At 64.7% G+C, this 14,435-nt stretch carries 16 protein-coding genes; 11 read left to right on the top strand and 5 right to left on the bottom strand.

All coding sequences use genetic code 11. From position 1 onward, the window contains the following. The first annotated feature begins 595 nt into the window (after positions 1 to 595). The 7 genes from AC3WK8_RS00080 to AC3WK8_RS00050 all read left to right on the top strand — a co-directional run bounded on the left by AC3WK8_RS00080 (position 596) and on the right by AC3WK8_RS00050 (position 6,912). A complete protein-coding gene (locus tag AC3WK8_RS00080) occupies positions 596 to 1,342 on the top strand; it encodes a LytR/AlgR family response regulator transcription factor (RefSeq protein WP_053133708.1) in 747 nt (248 codons plus the stop codon). A gap of 126 nt (positions 1,343 to 1,468) precedes the next feature. Continuing rightward, complete coding sequence (gene hemC / locus AC3WK8_RS00075; protein ID WP_103326397.1) at positions 1,469 to 2,410, top strand: hydroxymethylbilane synthase; 942 nt, start codon at positions 1,469 to 1,471, stop codon at positions 2,408 to 2,410. After that, positions 2,407 to 3,174 carry a uroporphyrinogen-III synthase gene (locus tag AC3WK8_RS00070; protein ID WP_103326398.1) on the top strand — a complete coding sequence of 256 codons (768 nt, stop codon included), beginning with the start codon at positions 2,407 to 2,409 and terminating at the stop codon, positions 3,172 to 3,174. The genes hemC and AC3WK8_RS00070 overlap by 4 nt, the downstream gene beginning before the upstream one ends. Positions 3,175 to 3,191: 17 nt before the next feature. Further along, entirely contained in the window at positions 3,192 to 4,331 is a 1,140-nt protein-coding gene (locus AC3WK8_RS00065) for a uroporphyrinogen-III C-methyltransferase (protein WP_103326399.1), read from the top strand. Further along, positions 4,328 to 5,566: a heme biosynthesis protein HemY gene (locus tag AC3WK8_RS00060; protein ID WP_103326400.1), complete on the top strand. Its 1,239-nt coding sequence runs from the start codon at positions 4,328 to 4,330 to the stop codon at positions 5,564 to 5,566. The genes AC3WK8_RS00065 and AC3WK8_RS00060 overlap by 4 nt, the downstream gene beginning before the upstream one ends. Positions 5,567 to 5,726: 160 nt before the next feature. Continuing rightward, positions 5,727 to 6,248: a disulfide bond formation protein B gene (locus tag AC3WK8_RS00055; protein WP_085594271.1), complete on the top strand. Its 522-nt coding sequence runs from the start codon at positions 5,727 to 5,729 to the stop codon at positions 6,246 to 6,248. A 205-nt stretch (positions 6,249 to 6,453) separates the two neighbouring features. Next, on the top strand, positions 6,454 to 6,912 hold the full coding sequence (locus AC3WK8_RS00050) for an Rsd/AlgQ family anti-sigma factor (protein ID WP_022641784.1): 459 nt from the start codon (positions 6,454 to 6,456) through the stop codon (positions 6,910 to 6,912). Positions 6,913 to 6,972: 60 nt separating this feature from the next. Here AC3WK8_RS00050 and AC3WK8_RS00045 read toward each other — a convergent pair whose 3' ends face one another. Continuing rightward, entirely contained in the window at positions 6,973 to 7,638 is a 666-nt protein-coding gene (locus AC3WK8_RS00045; protein WP_085594273.1) for an FKBP-type peptidyl-prolyl cis-trans isomerase, read from the bottom strand. A gap of 193 nt (positions 7,639 to 7,831) precedes the next feature. Between AC3WK8_RS00045 and AC3WK8_RS00040 the strand changes: the two genes are divergently transcribed. Continuing rightward, the gene (locus AC3WK8_RS00040; protein WP_103326401.1) at positions 7,832 to 8,917 is read left to right on the top strand and encodes an AlgP family protein; all 1,086 of its coding nucleotides are present in this window, start codon (positions 7,832 to 7,834) and stop codon (positions 8,915 to 8,917) included. On the opposite strand, the gene AC3WK8_RS00035 is transcribed toward AC3WK8_RS00040, so the two are convergent. Further along, on the bottom strand, positions 8,914 to 9,372 hold the full coding sequence (locus AC3WK8_RS00035) for a TIGR02444 family protein (protein ID WP_085594277.1): 459 nt from the start codon (positions 9,370 to 9,372) through the stop codon (positions 8,914 to 8,916). The two genes, AC3WK8_RS00040 and AC3WK8_RS00035, sit on opposite strands and share 4 nt — an antisense overlap. Positions 9,373 to 9,422: 50 nt before the next feature. On the opposite strand from AC3WK8_RS00035, the gene AC3WK8_RS00030 reads away from it, so the two are divergent. The 3 genes from AC3WK8_RS00030 (at position 9,423) to AC3WK8_RS00020 (ending at position 12,702) form a co-directional block, all read left to right on the top strand. After that, positions 9,423 to 11,333, top strand: a complete 1,911-nt coding sequence (locus tag AC3WK8_RS00030; protein ID WP_103326402.1) for an ATP-binding cassette domain-containing protein — start codon at positions 9,423 to 9,425, stop codon at positions 11,331 to 11,333. Beyond that, positions 11,333 to 11,914: a mechanosensitive ion channel family protein gene (locus AC3WK8_RS00025; protein WP_022641777.1), complete on the top strand. Its 582-nt coding sequence runs from the start codon at positions 11,333 to 11,335 to the stop codon at positions 11,912 to 11,914. Before AC3WK8_RS00030 ends, AC3WK8_RS00025 begins: the two co-directional genes overlap by 1 nt. A 155-nt stretch (positions 11,915 to 12,069) precedes the next feature. Next, positions 12,070 to 12,702: a LysE family transporter gene (locus AC3WK8_RS00020; protein WP_085594281.1), complete on the top strand. Its 633-nt coding sequence runs from the start codon at positions 12,070 to 12,072 to the stop codon at positions 12,700 to 12,702. A 56-nt stretch (positions 12,703 to 12,758) separates the two neighbouring features. Here AC3WK8_RS00020 and AC3WK8_RS00015 read toward each other — a convergent pair whose 3' ends face one another. The 3 genes from AC3WK8_RS00015 to AC3WK8_RS00005 all read right to left on the bottom strand — a co-directional run. Then, a complete protein-coding gene (locus tag AC3WK8_RS00015) occupies positions 12,759 to 13,502 on the bottom strand; it encodes an LpoB-related protein (RefSeq protein ID WP_085594283.1) in 744 nt (247 codons plus the stop codon). Positions 13,503 to 13,505: 3 nt separating this feature from the next. After that, positions 13,506 to 14,093: a penicillin-binding protein activator LpoB gene (gene lpoB, locus AC3WK8_RS00010; protein WP_022641774.1), complete on the bottom strand. Its 588-nt coding sequence runs from the start codon at positions 14,091 to 14,093 to the stop codon at positions 13,506 to 13,508. Between the two features lie 33 nt (positions 14,094 to 14,126). Continuing rightward, the coding region (locus AC3WK8_RS00005) for a YcfL family putative periplasmic lipoprotein (protein ID WP_103326403.1) at positions 14,127 to 14,435 on the bottom strand (309 nt) is incomplete at its 5' end.

The raw sequence follows: 14,435 nt of genomic DNA, 5'->3' as shown, positions 1-14,435 counted from the left end.
TGCTGAAGGAAGATGGCATAAAAAACAGGCGCCGATGATAGCAGGGTTGCCCGGGCTGTCGCTGGCACTGGTCGGCAGCTTTTTACCTGCGACCCCGGGACCGCTTGCCGCCGGCCCGGGCGGCGCGGAGACTGGAACCGGCGCGCCTGGACGAGGTCGGTTGCCTGAGTGCCGAAGGTGATATCGATCAAACGATATTTATCGATTGAGCAATATCGTCTTGGCAACCGTCTACAGTTGGACAAGAGGCACGGCGCAACCGTCTGGCATCCCTGTGGGGCGCCGCGGTGGGCCGGCCATCGAGTTCATAACCGCGCAGGGCCATGCAACCCGTCCACTAAACGAGACGAGTGCGGCCAGGTTGGGCGCCGGCCACAAACGAGGGGGGCTTAGTGTTGAGTTCCAGCATTCCCTGCGACCTTGTCGCGCATCCAGCGGCCCGACGCGGCATCGGGCAGGTACGGGTAAATATTGGTGCCCGACTTGCGGCACTTTTTGGCCTTCGCACTAGTCTTAGCGTGGATCGCCGTGACGGACGTCACTCCACCTGTCTACGCTATCCTTGTGCGAGACTCACGCAGGAATCCAGCGCAATATGAATGTCCTGATCGTTGATGACGAACCCCAAGCCCGCGAGCGCCTGAGCCGTATGGTCGGCGAGCTCGAGGGATACAGTGTCCTGGAGCCCAGCGCCACCAATGGCGAAGAGGCATTGAGCCTGATCGACAGCCTGAAGCCGGATATCGTCCTGCTCGATGTGCGGATGCCAGGCCTGGACGGCCTGCAGGTCGCCGGCAAGTTGTGCGAGCGCGAAACGCCTCCGGCGCTGGTGTTCTGCGCGGCTCCGGATGAATTCGCCCTCGAGGCTTTCAATGACAGCAGCGTGGTCCACCTGGTCAAGCCGGTGCGCCCCGAGCTGTTGCTGGAAGCGTTGAAGAAGGCCGAGAAACCCACCCGCGTGCAGCTGGCTGCCCTGACCCGGCCTGCGGCGGAAACCGGCAGCGGCCCGCGAAGCCATATCAGTGCCCGTACCCGCAAGGGCATCGAGCTGATTCCCCTGGGCCAGGTGGTGTATTTCATTGCTGACCACAAGTACGTGACCTTGCGCCACGAGAGCGGCGAAGTGTTGCTGGATGAACCGCTCAAGGCCCTTGAAGACGAGTTCGGCGAGCGCTTCGTGCGTATCCACCGCAATGCCCTGGTGGCCCGCGAGCGTATCGAACGCTTGCAACGAACGCCCTTGGGGCACTTCCAGCTGTACCTCAAGGGGCTCAATGGTGACGCGCTGATCGTCAGCCGGCGGCATGTGGCTGGCGTGCGCAAGATGATGCAACAGCTCTAGGGCACTGGACGGAGCCTGCCAGCAAGGAAGCTTGGCAGCGAGAGGGCACCAGGTTCCTGATACAAGTCAAAGCTGCTTTGGCTGAGCTGTTATCATCTGCCGTATTTATTCAGTACGGATTGATCCATGTCCTCTCGCGAAATCCGCATCGCTACCCGCAAAAGTGCCTTGGCCTTGTGGCAGGCCGAATACGTCAAAGCCCGCCTGCAGGAGGCCCATCCACGTCTTGTCGTGACCCTGGTGCCCATGGTCAGCCGTGGCGACAAGCTGCTGGACTCGCCACTGTCGAAAATCGGCGGCAAGGGCCTGTTCGTCAAGGAGCTGGAGACCGCCCTGCTGGAGAACCAGGCCGATATCGCCGTGCACTCGATGAAAGACGTGCCCATGGACTTTCCCGAAGGCCTGGGCCTGTTCTGCATCTGCGAACGTGAAGACCCGCGCGATGCATTCGTCTCCAATACCTACGCCAGCCTCGAGCGGCTGCCGGCCGGCAGCGTGGTCGGCACCTCTAGCCTGCGCCGCCAGGCCCAGTTGCTGGCCCGTCGCCCTGACCTGCAGATCCGCTTCCTGCGGGGCAACGTCAATACCCGCCTGGCCAAGCTGGATGCCGGCGAGTACGACGCGATCATCCTGGCCGCTGCTGGCCTGATCCGCCTGGGCTTCGAAGACCGCATCCGTTCCTCCATCAGCGTCGAAGACAGCCTGCCCGCCGGTGGCCAGGGCGCGGTCGGTATCGAGTGCCGTAGCGCCGACAGCGAGATCCATGCGCTGCTGGCGCCCCTGCACCATGCCGACACCGCCAGCCGGGTGACCGCCGAGCGGGCGTTGAACAAGCACTTGAATGGTGGCTGCCAGGTGCCGATCGCCTGCTACGCCGTGCTCGAAGGCGACCAGCTCTGGCTGCGTGGCCTGGTTGGCGAGCCCAGCGGTGGTGTGTTGCTCAGCGCCGAGGCCCGGGCTCCGCGGGCCAGTGCGGCCGAGTTGGGTGTGCAAGTGGCTGACGACCTGCTGGCCCAGGGCGCTGGCGATATCCTGCGCGCGGTCTATGGCGAGGCGGGCCAGGAGTGACCGGTTGGCGCCTGCTGCTGACCCGGCCGGCCGAGGATTGCGCTGCACTGGCGGCGATCTTGGCCGAGGCCGGAGTGGCCAGCGCCAGCCTGCCGTTGCTGGACATCCAGCCCCTGCCCGTGACCCAGGCACAGCGTTCGATCCTGCTCGAGCTGGATCGTTACTGCGCGGTGATCGTGGTCAGCAAGCCGGCAGCCAACCTCGGTCTTGAGCTGCTGCGCCAGTATTGGCCGCAGCCTCCGGCCCAGGGCTGGTTCTGCGTGGGGGCCGGTACCGGCCAGATCCTCGCGGATGCCGGGCTGCCGGTGTTCTATCCCCAGGCCGGTGACGATAGCGAGGCCTTGCTTGACCTTCCCCAGTTGCGCGAGGCTATCGGCCAGCCAGAACCCAGGGTGTTGATCGTGCGGGGCGAGGGTGGTCGCGAACTGCTCTCCGAGCGCTTGCGCAGTCAAGGTGCTAGTGTCGATTATCTGGAACTCTACCGCCGTTGCCTGCCGCACTATGCCGAGGATGTGCTGCTACGGCGGATCCAGGGGGAACGCTTGAACGGGCTGGTGGTCAGCAGTGGACAGGGTTTCAGTCACCTGCAGCAATTGGCCGGCCAGGCCTGGCCGCAGTTGGCGAAGATGCCGTTGTTTGTTCCAAGCCCTCGGGTCGCCGAGATGGCGCGCGCCGCCGGGGCGGAAATAGTTGTGGATTGCCGCGGCGCCAGTGCCGCGGCTTTGCTAACGGCGTTACGGGAGCATCCCGTGCCCGTTCTCTAAACGCAAAGGATGGATACGTGAGCGAAACAGCCTTGCCTAAAGATGAACTCCAGCCGGTGCCCGAGACGCCGGCGCAACCCACGACCCCAACCGTTGAGCGTCGTGGCAACGGGTTGGCGATACTGGCCCTGCTGCTGGGGGCGGCGGGGGTCGCTGTTGGTGGCTGGGGAGTCTGGCAGGTGCGCAACCTGCAGACCAACAACCAACAACAGTTGAGCCAATTGCAGGCACTGGGCGACCAGGCCCAGAGCTTCAAGCTCAGTGAGCAGCGCCTGAGCTCGCGACTGGAACAACTGCCTGCGGCCGATGAGCTGGAAGACCGCCGCCGCCTGGTAACGCAATTGCAAGGCGACCAGCAGCGCCTGAGCCAGCGCCTGGAGACAGTGCTCGGTGCCAGCCGCAAGGACTGGCGCCTGGCCGAGGCCGAGCACCTGTTGCGCCTGGCCAGCCTGCGCTTGTCGGCCCTGCAGGACATCAGCAGTGCCCAGGCCCTAGTCCAGGGTGCCGACGATATCCTGCGCGAGCAGAACGACCCGGGCGCCTTCGCTGCTCGCGAGCAACTGGCCAAGAGCCTGGCAGCCTTGCGCAGCACCGAGCAGCCGGATCGTACGGGCCTGTTCCTGCAATTGGGCGCCCTGCGTGACCAGGTACTGGAACTCAGCGCCGTGGCGCCGGAATACAAGGACCGGGGCGATTCGCTGCTGGGACTGACCGCCGACGGCGACGGCGCCAGTCGTTGGGCGCAGTGGTGGGACCAGGTTTCCCGCTACTTCCGCATCGATTTCAATGCCGACAAGAACATCCGTCCGCTGCTGGCCGGCCAGGGCCTGACCCAGGTACGCCTGGCCCTCAGCCTGGCGCTGGAGCAGGCGCAATGGGCGGCGCTCAACGGCCAGGCGGCGGTCTATACCCAGGCCCTGAGCGAAGCTCGTGACGTGCTGGCCGGCAACTTCAACCAGGACAATCCGCAGAGCAAGATCATGCTCGAGCGCCTGGTCGAACTGGGCAAGCAGCCGGTTACCGTGGTCACCCCGGACCTGGCCAAGACTTTGAGCACGGTCCAGGCCTACCTGGAGCGGCGTAGCCTCAGCGTCGAGGAGTCGGTCAAGCCCCTGGCCAAGCCTGCGGCGAACACCGCCCGGGAGACCAGCCCATGAAGCGCGCCTATGTGATCGTCCTGCTGCTGATCGCCGCGATCGGCCTGCTGGGATTGGCCATCGCCGAACACCCGGGCTACGTGCTGATCGCCTACAGCAACTTCCGCTATGAATCGAGCTTGTGGGCGACCCTGGCCCTGGTGGCGTTGGTGTGGCTGGTGATCTGGGGCATCAAGCTGCTGGTTGAGCTGGTGATGGTTTCCGGCGGTGTGGTCAACCCCTGGTCGCGCCGCAATCGCAGCCGCCGGGTGCAGATCGCCATCGAGCAAGGCCAGATGGACCTTGCCGAAGGACGCTGGGCCAGCGCCCAGAAGCACCTGCACCGCGCCGCCGAGGCCGAGCGCCAACCGCTGTTGTATTACCTCGGCGCGGCCCGGGCGGCCAACGAGCAAGGCCACTACGAAGAGTGCGATAGCCTGCTGGAGCGGGCGCTCACCCGCCAGCCCCAGGCTGAATTGGCCGTTGCCCTGAGCCACGCCCAATTGCAGACCGACCGGGGCGACACCGAAGGTGCGCTGACCACCCTGCAAGCCATGCATGAGCGCCATCCCCATAGCGTCCAGGTCTTGCGTCAACTGCAGCGCCTGCACCAACAGCGTGGCGACTGGCCGGCGCTGATCCGCCTGTTGCCGGAGCTGCGCAAAGGCAAGGCCTTGCCGGCCAGCGAGTTGCAGGAGCTGGAGCGCCGCGCCTGGGGCGAGAACCTGGGACTGGCCGCGCGCCGTGAAGAAGACCAGGCCACGTCCTTGCAGTCGCTCAACCGCTCCTGGCAGCAATTGACCGCCGCCCAACGCCAGGAGCCACAACTGGTGCTGGCCTATGCCGAACAGTTGCGCCAGCTGGGTGCCGGGGCCGAAGCCGAGGAGGCGCTGCGCACGGCGATCAAGCGCAAGTATGAAAGCCACTTGGCGCGGCTGTATGGCCTGGTGCGTGGCAGCGACCCTGCGCGTCAGTTGCAAACGGCCGAGCACTGGCTCAAGGAACATGCGGATGATCCGGGGCTGCTGCTGACCCTGGGCCGCCTGAGCTTGCAGAACAGCCTCTGGGGCAAGGCACGCGATTACCTGGAGAGCAGCCTGCGCCTGGAGCGTAATCCCGAAGCCTGCGCCGAACTCGCCCGCCTGCTGGCACAGCTGGGAGATACCGAGCGCAGCAACCAGCTATTCCAGGAGGGCCTGGGATTACTGGACGAGCGCCTGTTGGCCGCTCCCTTGCCAGTCCCGGCACGGGCCTGACGCACCCTGGGCCGGTTGCCTGTCGCGGGCAACCGGCCTTTTTACACTCCGCTTGCCCAGCCACAGCCGATCGGGCTTCGAGCGGACATGGCTTGGCTCCTTGAAAGGAGCGAGCGCTTTCTCTACCGTGGCTGCCTGTTTCTTCCGTTGCGGATATCCCATGTCGCTGGCCGGCTCTCGCTCGCTGTTCTCCCTGGTGTTCCTGGTGGGGGCCTTTGCCTCGTGGGCGGCCTTCAACCTGCAAGCCGGAGGTGGCCTGGACTCGTGTCCGCTGTGGGGCGTGCAGCGCGGGCTGATGCTGCTGCTCGCCGGCACCAACCTGCTGGCTGCGCTGCAGGGGCCCATGCGTTGGGGGCGCCCGTTGTACTGGGGGCTGAACCTGCTGCTGGGAGTGTTGGGGGTGATCACCGCAGGGCGCCATGTACTGCTGCAGAACATTCCTTCCGAGCAATTGCTGGCGTGCCTGCCGGACATGCCATTCATGCTGCGCCACCTATCTTGGTGGCAAGCGCTGCAATTGGTCTTCATGGGGACTGCGGACTGCGCAGAGGTTTCCTGGACCCTGCTCGACATGAGCCTGCCGGAGTGGAGCCTGCTGTTTTTCCTGCTGGTCCTGGCCTTGGGGGGTTATCGCCTGCAACGCTCGCTACGGGCCGCGCGCCAGGCTGCGGCGTTGCCCTGAGTCAGTGTTTGGCGGGGGACAGCGGATTAAACGCTTGTATGAACTTTATCTCCTGCGTACCTTGAAGCTGTTGTCGTGCGGGCATAATCTGGCCCGCACCTGTCACTCTAATTCGCCTGCTCGATGCTGTTGCGCCTCACCTGATCCAGGGTCTCCATGGGGGACGGCGGTCAATGGCATGACCCTTGAGGGAAGAGAGATCACCATGCTCGAAAGTTGTCAGAATGCTCAGGAACGTTGGGGTGGAGTTCATCTGCTGATCGACCGCTGGTTGCAGGCGCGTCATGAACTGGTTCGAGCCTATGATGTGCTTGGCGCCGAACCCGAGGCGCTGAGCAAGAGCAAGAAACCCCTGCAAGAGTTCTGCGGGATCCTGGTGGATTATGTCTCCGCCGGACATTTTGAAATCTACGAACAGCTGACCAGCGAAGCCAAGGCCTTTGGTGACAAGCGCGGTCTGGAGCTGGCCGACACCCTCTACCCGCGCATCGACGTGATCACCGAGAAGCTCCTGGCCTTCAACGACCTGTGCGACGCCGGACAATGCGTGGCGCAAAAATTCAAGGAGCTGGGTGGTCTGCTGCACGAGCGCTTCGAGCTTGAAGATTGCCTGATCGAAGTGCTGCACAACGCCCACAAGCAGGAGACGGTGGCCCAGGCCTGAGAGGCGGTCCGCTGGTACATGAAATGGCACGCCAAGGCGTGCCGTTTTCGTTTCCGGGTTTCAGCCGGCGACAGCCAGCAACTCGATCTCGAACACCAGTGGCGTGTAGGGCGCGATCAGGTCGCCGGCGCCTTCGGTGCCATAGGCCTGGCTGGATGGAATCACCAGGCGCCAGCGGGCGCCGGTAGGCATCTGCGCCAGGGCGCTGCGCCAGCCGGCGATCACGCTGTCCAGGCGAAACCACTGCGGCTGCCGGGCTTCGTCGAACACGGTGCCATCGGGCAGGCGGCCGGTGTAGCGCACCTGGACCGAGCCGTTGGGGTTGGGTTTTGTACCATTGCCGGGAGCCAGCTCAGTAAGCAGGATGCCGTCCGTCAGTTGGCGAACCCCGGGCCTGGCCTTTTCCTCGTCGAGAAAACGTCGTTCGTTTTCCAGTGCGGCTTCGATCTGCGATTTGGCCGATCGCTCGCTGATCTGCGCGTCGTGCTGGGCAAGGATCTGCTCGATGCGCTCGTTCTTGAGCGCCAGCGGCTTGCCGCGGTACGCGGCTTTCAAACCATCCACCAGGGCCTGGATCTGCAGGTCCGGAACTTCGTCGCGCAGCCGTTCGCCGAGGCTCGCACCGAGGCTGTAGGCAAGATCGTGGGCGTCGTCGGGCGGCGGTTCGGCGGAGGCGTGGGCCAACGACAAGAACAGGCTCAAGGACAAAAACAGGTAACGCGACATGGGCACTCTCCGGCCTGAGTAGCGGTGGATTATGCCAGCGACGAAGCGCTCGTTGGTGGGCAACTTCCAGGGCGTCGAAGAACATTTTCGATCGGCTGCAACGCGCGGCTTTCGATACTGTCAACATGGCCTAGCGGCGGTAACAGCAGAGGTCTAGTATGAGCCGCAACTCACGTCAGCCAGGAGGTAAACCATGTCGGCCAACAAGAAGCCTGTAAATACTCCGTTGCACTTGCTCCAACAGCTGTCGGGCAGCTTGCTCGAACACTTGGAAAACGCTTGTTCCCAAGCCCTGGCTGATGCTGAAAAACTGCTCGCCAAGCTGGAGAAACAACGAGGCAAGGCCCAGGAAAAACTGCACAAGTCACGCACCAAACTGCAAGACGCCGCTGCAGCCGGCAAAGCCAAGGCACAAGCCAAGGCCAAGGCCGCGGCGCAAGAACTCGAAGAGTTGCTGGACGCACTGAAAGAGCGTCAGGCACAAACCCGCAGCTACATCCTGCAACTCAAGCGCGATGCCCAGGAAAGCCTGAAGCTGGCCCAGGGCGTTGGCAAGGTGAAGGAAGCCGCCGCCAAGGCGCTGACTACTCGTGACGCCAAGCCAGTTGTGGTCGCCGCGAAAAAGCCGGCCGCCAAGCCAGCGGCTAAACCTGCCGCCAAGGCCGCCGCGAAACCAGCAACCAAACCGGCTGCCAAGGCTGCTGCTAAACCTGCCGCCAAGCCGGCAGCAAAACCCTCTGTCAAACCAGCACCGGCCAAGACTGCCGCAGCCAAACCTGCTGCGAAGCCAGCAGCCAAGCCTGTCGCCGCCAAGCCCGCTGCAGCCAAGCCAGCGGCTAAGCCAGCTGCCAAGGCCGGCGCGAAACCAGCCGTCAAGCCCGCTGCCAAACCGGCAGCCAAGGCCGCACCGGCCAGGACTGCTGCAGCCAAGCCAGCTGCAGCAAAGCCAGCCGCCAAACCTGCTGCGACCAAGGCCCCAGTGAAGGCTGCGGCCAAACCGGCAGCCAAGCCAACTGCTGCGGCCAAGCCTGCTGCATCTTCGGCAGCCAAGCCTGCTGCCGCCAAACCTGCGGCCAAGCCCGCAGCGAAGAAGCCAGCCGCCAAACCTGCGACCGCCAAGCCAGCTACCAAGCCAGCCGCCGCCAAACCCGCTGCACCAGCCGCCAAGCCAGCCGCGGCAGCTCCAACCCCAGCGGCTTCGCCGGCTCCCGCCGCGACAAGCGCTCCGGCTGCTGCTCCAGCGACCCCGGCCGCCAGCACCCCCTCCAGCGCTTCCTAAGCGCTAGCCACCGCGGCGCTCAGCACCTGCAGTGCGCCGCGGTCGGTGGTTCCGGCCGCCAGTCCTTCCAGCCAGTCGTCCAGGCTCCCGGCCTGGTCTGCGGGCCAGTCCCGTACCTGCTCCTGCAAGCGCAACAGCAACCGGCGCTCGGCTTCCAGTTCCAGTGACTTGAGCTGCTCGCGCAGCGTGCCCAGGTCGGTATCGGTGTTTGCCGCCGTGCGCCAATCAATGCGCAACGCCCGCAGGGGGCGGATCACGTCTCGCTGCCATGGCCCGGCCAGCGCCATGAGCCGCGCCAGGCGCTGGCCATCGCACTTCACGCCGCGCCAGCCAAGCCAGGCGCCGCAGAGCAGCAGGCAGACATCGGCGCCGTCGTCCTGCAAGCGCAGGCAGGCTTCCTGCACGCCGGGCAGGGCATAGGTCTTGAGGGAAAAACTCCACAGGTCCGAGGACATAGTGCTACTCGCGCCAGTTGCGAGCGAAGCTGGTAGACTCCGCCGCCATTATGATTCGACTTCAGAACCTGACTTTACAGCGTGGTCCGCAACGTCTGCTAGAAGACGCCGAGCTGACCCTGCACGCCGGCCAGAAAGCCGGCCTGATCGGTGCCAATGGTGCCGGAAAATCCAGCCTGTTCGCCTTGCTGCGCGGTGAGCTGCATCCGGACTCGGGTGACTGCTTCCTGCCCGCCGATTGGCGCATCGCCCACATGCGCCAGGAGGTCGATACCCTCGAGCGCCTGGCCGTGGACTATGTGCTCGATGGCGACCTGCGCCTGCGAGAGGTGCAGCGCGACCTGGCCGCCGCCGAAGCGGCCCAGGACGGTGCCGCCCAGGCCCGCCTGCACGCCGAGCTCGACAGCGCCGATGGCTATACCGCCGATGCCCGGGCGCGCAAGCTGCTGGCCGGGCTGGGGTTCACCAACGAGCAGATGGATCGCCAGGTCGGCGACTTCTCCGGGGGCTGGCGGATGCGCCTGAACCTGGCCCAGGCCCTGATGTGCCCATCGGATCTGTTGCTGCTCGACGAGCCCACCAACCACCTGGACCTGGACGCGATCCTCTGGCTGGAAGACTGGCTCAAGGGGTATCCCGGTACCTTGCTGCTGATTTCCCACGACCGCGATTTCCTCGATGCCGTGGTCGACCATGTAGCCCATGTCGAGCAGCGCAAGCTCACCCTCTATCGCGGTGGCTACAGTGCCTTCGAGCGTGCCCGGGCCGAGCGCCTGGCCCAGCAGCAGCAAGCCTACGAGAAGCAGCAGGCGCAGCGTGCGCACATGGAGAAGTACATCGCCCGCTTCAAGGCCCAGGCCACCAAGGCCCGCCAGGCCCAGAGCCGGATCAAGGCCCTGGAGCGCATGGAAGAGCTGTCGGCGGCCCACGTCGATTCGCCTTTCGACTTCGTGTTCCGTGAGTCGCAGAAGATCTCCAGTCCACTGCTCGACCTGTCCGATGCTCGTCTGGGCTATGGCGACAAGACGGTGTTGGAGAAGGTCAAGCTGCAGCTCACTCCGGGAGCGCGGATCGGCCTGCTGGGCCCTAACGGTGCTGGCAAGTCGACCCTGATCAAGAACCTCTCCGGCGAGCTGGCGCCGCTGGCCGGGCGCCTGACCCGGGGCGAGAACACCGTGGTCGGCTATTTCGCCCAGCACCAGCTGGACTCCCTGGATTCCAAGGCCAGCCCGCTGCTGCACTTGCAGCGCCTGGCGCCCACCGAGCGTGAGCAGACCCTGCGCGACTTCCTCGGCGGGTTCGACTTCCGGGGGGCACGTATCGACGAGCCGGTGCTGAATTTCTCCGGTGGCGAAAAGGCCCGGCTGGCCCTGGCACTGATCGCCTGGGATCGCCCCAACTTGCTGCTGCTCGACGAACCGACCAACCACCTGGACTTGGAGATGCGCCTGGCCCTGACCATGGCCCTGCAAGAGTTCAGCGGTGCGGTACTGGTGGTCTCCCACGATCGCCACCTGCTCAAGAGCACCACCGACAACTTCCTGCTGGTGGCCGACGGCAAGGTCGAGGAGTTCGACGGCGACCTGGATGACTACGCCCGCTGGCTGGTGGACTACCGCCTGCGCAGCGCGCCAGCCAGCAGTGCGCCGGTGAACGCCGACAAGACCGACAAGAAGGCCCAGCGCCAGGCCGCCGCGGCCCTGCGCCAGCAACTGGCACCGCACAAGCGCGAGGCCGAGAAGCTCGAGGCCGAGCTGGGCAAGGTCCATGCTCGCCTCGCGCAGATCGAGGCCAGCCTTGGTGACAGCGAGCTGTATGAAGCGGCCCGCAAGGATGAGCTGCGCGACCTGCTGGCCGAGCAGGCCAGGCTCAAGATCCGCGAATCCGAGCTGGAAGAAGCCTGGATGCAAGCCCTGGAACTGCTGGAGAGCATGCAGGCGGAGCTGGAGGCGTTGTCCTGATGGAGACCCTGCAACTGCCGTTGCCGGCGCAGTGGATCGGCCCGTTGTGGCTTGGCGTGCAGATCCTGCTGATCCTCCTGGCGGGCTACCTGGCCCAGCGTTTCGTGGCCCGTGGCCTGACCCGCCTGGGCCAGCGCTATCCATTCCCGCCGCAGTTGCTGATGCCCCTGCGTGGGGGGCTGCGCTGGCTGATCATGGGCAGCGCGGTGATCTTCGTGCTGGAGCGCCTGGGCGTATCGGCCACGGTATTGTGGACCGCCCTGTCCGGTTTCGTCGCGGTGGCGGCCGTGGCGTTCTTCGCTATGTGGAGCGTGCTCTCCAACCTGCTGTGCGCGATTTTGATCTTCACCGTCGGCCCGTTTCGCCTGGGCGATGTGGTGGAGTTGGTGGATACCCTCGACAAGCCGGGAATCAAGGGCCGGGTGGTGGCCATCAACCTGCTCTACACCACCCTGATCGAACCCGAGGAGGCCGGTACCGGCAGCGCCATGGTGCAGGTGCCCAACAGCCTGTTCTTCCAGCGCTCGGTGCGCCGTTGGCGTGGCACTGATGTGCTGCCTGTGGGGCTCGACGAGACGTAGCCGGCAATAGCCCGTTCGCTGTGGCCGTTGCCGAAGTCCGCGAGCAGCAGCGGCTCTTGGCCAGGCCCGCATCACTTCCCGATAAAAAAACATGGTCAGCGACGGATCGGAGGATTAGCTTAGGCAGTCACGTCCAATTCGATCCGAGGTGTGCGATGGTGCTTGAGACATGGCTGGCGTTCTTCGCCGCCAGTTGGGTGATCAGTCTTTCTCCGGGAGCCGGCGCGATCGCGTCCATGTCCTGTGGCCTGCAATACGGCTTCTGGCGTGGTTACTGGAACGCCCTGGGACTGCAACTGGGCCTGGCCATGCAGATCGCCATCGTCGCCGCGGGTGTCGGCGCGATCCTGGCGGCTTCCGCCACGGCCTTCTATGCCATCAAGTGGTTCGGCGTGGCCTACCTGGTGTACCTGGCGGTCAAGCAATGGCGCTCCGTACCCAGCGATCTTGGCGACGACGCGGCCATCCGGCCGATCGGCAAGCCCCTGGCCCTGGTGTTCCGCGGGTTCCTGGTGAACATCAGCAACCCCAAGGCGCTGGTGTTCATGCTGGCGGTACTGCCGCAGTTCATCGACCCCCACGCCCCCCTGCTCAAGCAGTACCTGATCCTCGGCGCCACCATGATCGTCGTCGACCTGATCGTCATGGCCGGCTATACCGGGCTGGCTTCCAAGGTCCTGCGCCTGTTGCGCACCCCGGTCCAGCAGCGGCGCATGAACCGTACCTTCGCCGGTCTGTTCCTGGGCGCGGCGGGCTTGTTGGCGACGATCCGCAAGGCTGCGGTCTAGTTGCCCCGGCCATAAAAAAGGCGACCTGCGGGTCGCCTTTTTCATTGCCTGCCTGCTCAGCGCAGGATCACCGGAGCGGTGTCTGCCGGCAGGTTGTTGCGGGTCGGCGCCTGGCCCTGGGGCGCGTAGCCGCCGCGGCCCAGTTGCTCGGCCATCTGCCGGGTGACGTCCTCGCCCAGGGCCTTGGAGACTTCGCGCACCACCCGTGGACGGTTCAGCGAGACACGAATGTCGCGGCTGTTCACCAGCTTGGTGTCCTGGCCTTCGCCCATGGCGGTGAACGCCGAGGTGATCTCGAAGGTGCGGGTGTTGATCAGGCTGAAGTCCGCCACCAGGGTCAGGCCCAGGATCGCCGAGTAGCTGTTGGTTTCAGCAATCTCGTTGATGTCCTGGGTGAAGTCGATATCCGACACCGTGCCGAACAGCACGTAGTCGGCGCCCTTGAAGTTACCGGCCTTGATGCGCTTGATCACGTCGTAGACGTTGGCCTTGGACGCCTCGGTGTGGGGCGAGCCCTGCACCAGCTGGAACATCCCGGACTTGAGGAGCCCGCCCTTGATGTCACCGGTGAACTTGCGCAGCTCGCCCTCCTCGATGTAGCTGGTGCTGGCTTCCAGCTCGTTGTAGCTGGATGAGCCACTGGCGCTGTAGTAGCCCTCGCGGTAGTTCTGCTGGGCCGAGACCACGTGGATGTATTCCTGCACACGTTCCTGGTAGGCCAGGTCCATGACTGCGACTTTGGGGGCCGCCTGCGCACCGAATGCGCAGGCCAGGGCCAGGATGCCGATCCATGCACGCATTGCTTAGCGCTCCGTGGTCTTGCGGATCTCTTTTTCGTCCATCCATTCAGCCAGACCGCTTTCGACGTCGATCAGTTGCAGGCTGAATTTGTAGAAGACGTCCTTGTAGTCGCTGCTGCGCTTGACGATGGAGCTGATGGAGCCCTCGAGGCGGTACTTGGCGGCGATCATGTTGCCGGTCTTGGCCACGCTGGACTTCTTGTACAGGCCGCTCTGGTTCTGCAGCTTGAGCTGGTCGACCTGGCTCTGCATGGCGTTGTTGTCGCTGGCGAAGCGGGCAGTGCCGGACTTCATCAGCTGGGTCTTGATCGACGTGGTGATCTCGCGGGTGTCGATGTACTCGCTGGTCTTGTTCTTCACGTCGTAGACCTGCACCACTGGGCGACCCTGGAGGATGCCGGACTGGGCCAGGGAGCGGGTCATGGATTCGGCGATCATCTGCAGGTCGGTGGAGCCGAACTCGTTGGTCACCAGTTCCACGGCCTTGCTGTCGCCGTAGCTGATGTTCTTGCCGCCCAGGACCGGGGAGTTGTTAGCGCAGCCGCTGGCCAGCAGGGCGGCCACGGCGAGGAAGGAAAAGCGTGCAAACATGGAAGTGCTCTCTTGATCGGGTTCAGGGACGACTTATTGGGTTTTGACTTCCAGGCGGAAGTCGGTGGCCTTGGGTACCGGGGCGATGGCCGGCAGGAAGCTGGCCTGGGAGCCGTACAGGTTGAAGACTTTCCAGCTTTCTTCATCGGCGACCGGGAAGCCGTCGTCGCCCAGCCAGGCAAAGCGGTAGTACATGGCCTTGTTGCTGCGGCTGGTGTTGTTCAGAGCCACCTTGACCGTCAGGAAGCCGTTCTCACGGGCGACCCGCATCGCACCGACGGTGATGTCGTCGAACTTGCCCATCACCACCACCTTGCTGGCGGCGCTGCCGGGGGCGGGAGG

Source organism: Pseudomonas sp. FW507-12TSA, from assembly GCF_058781435.1.
The sequence above is the reverse complement of the archived record's forward strand: the minus strand, read 5'-3'. Positions and strand labels throughout refer to the sequence as shown.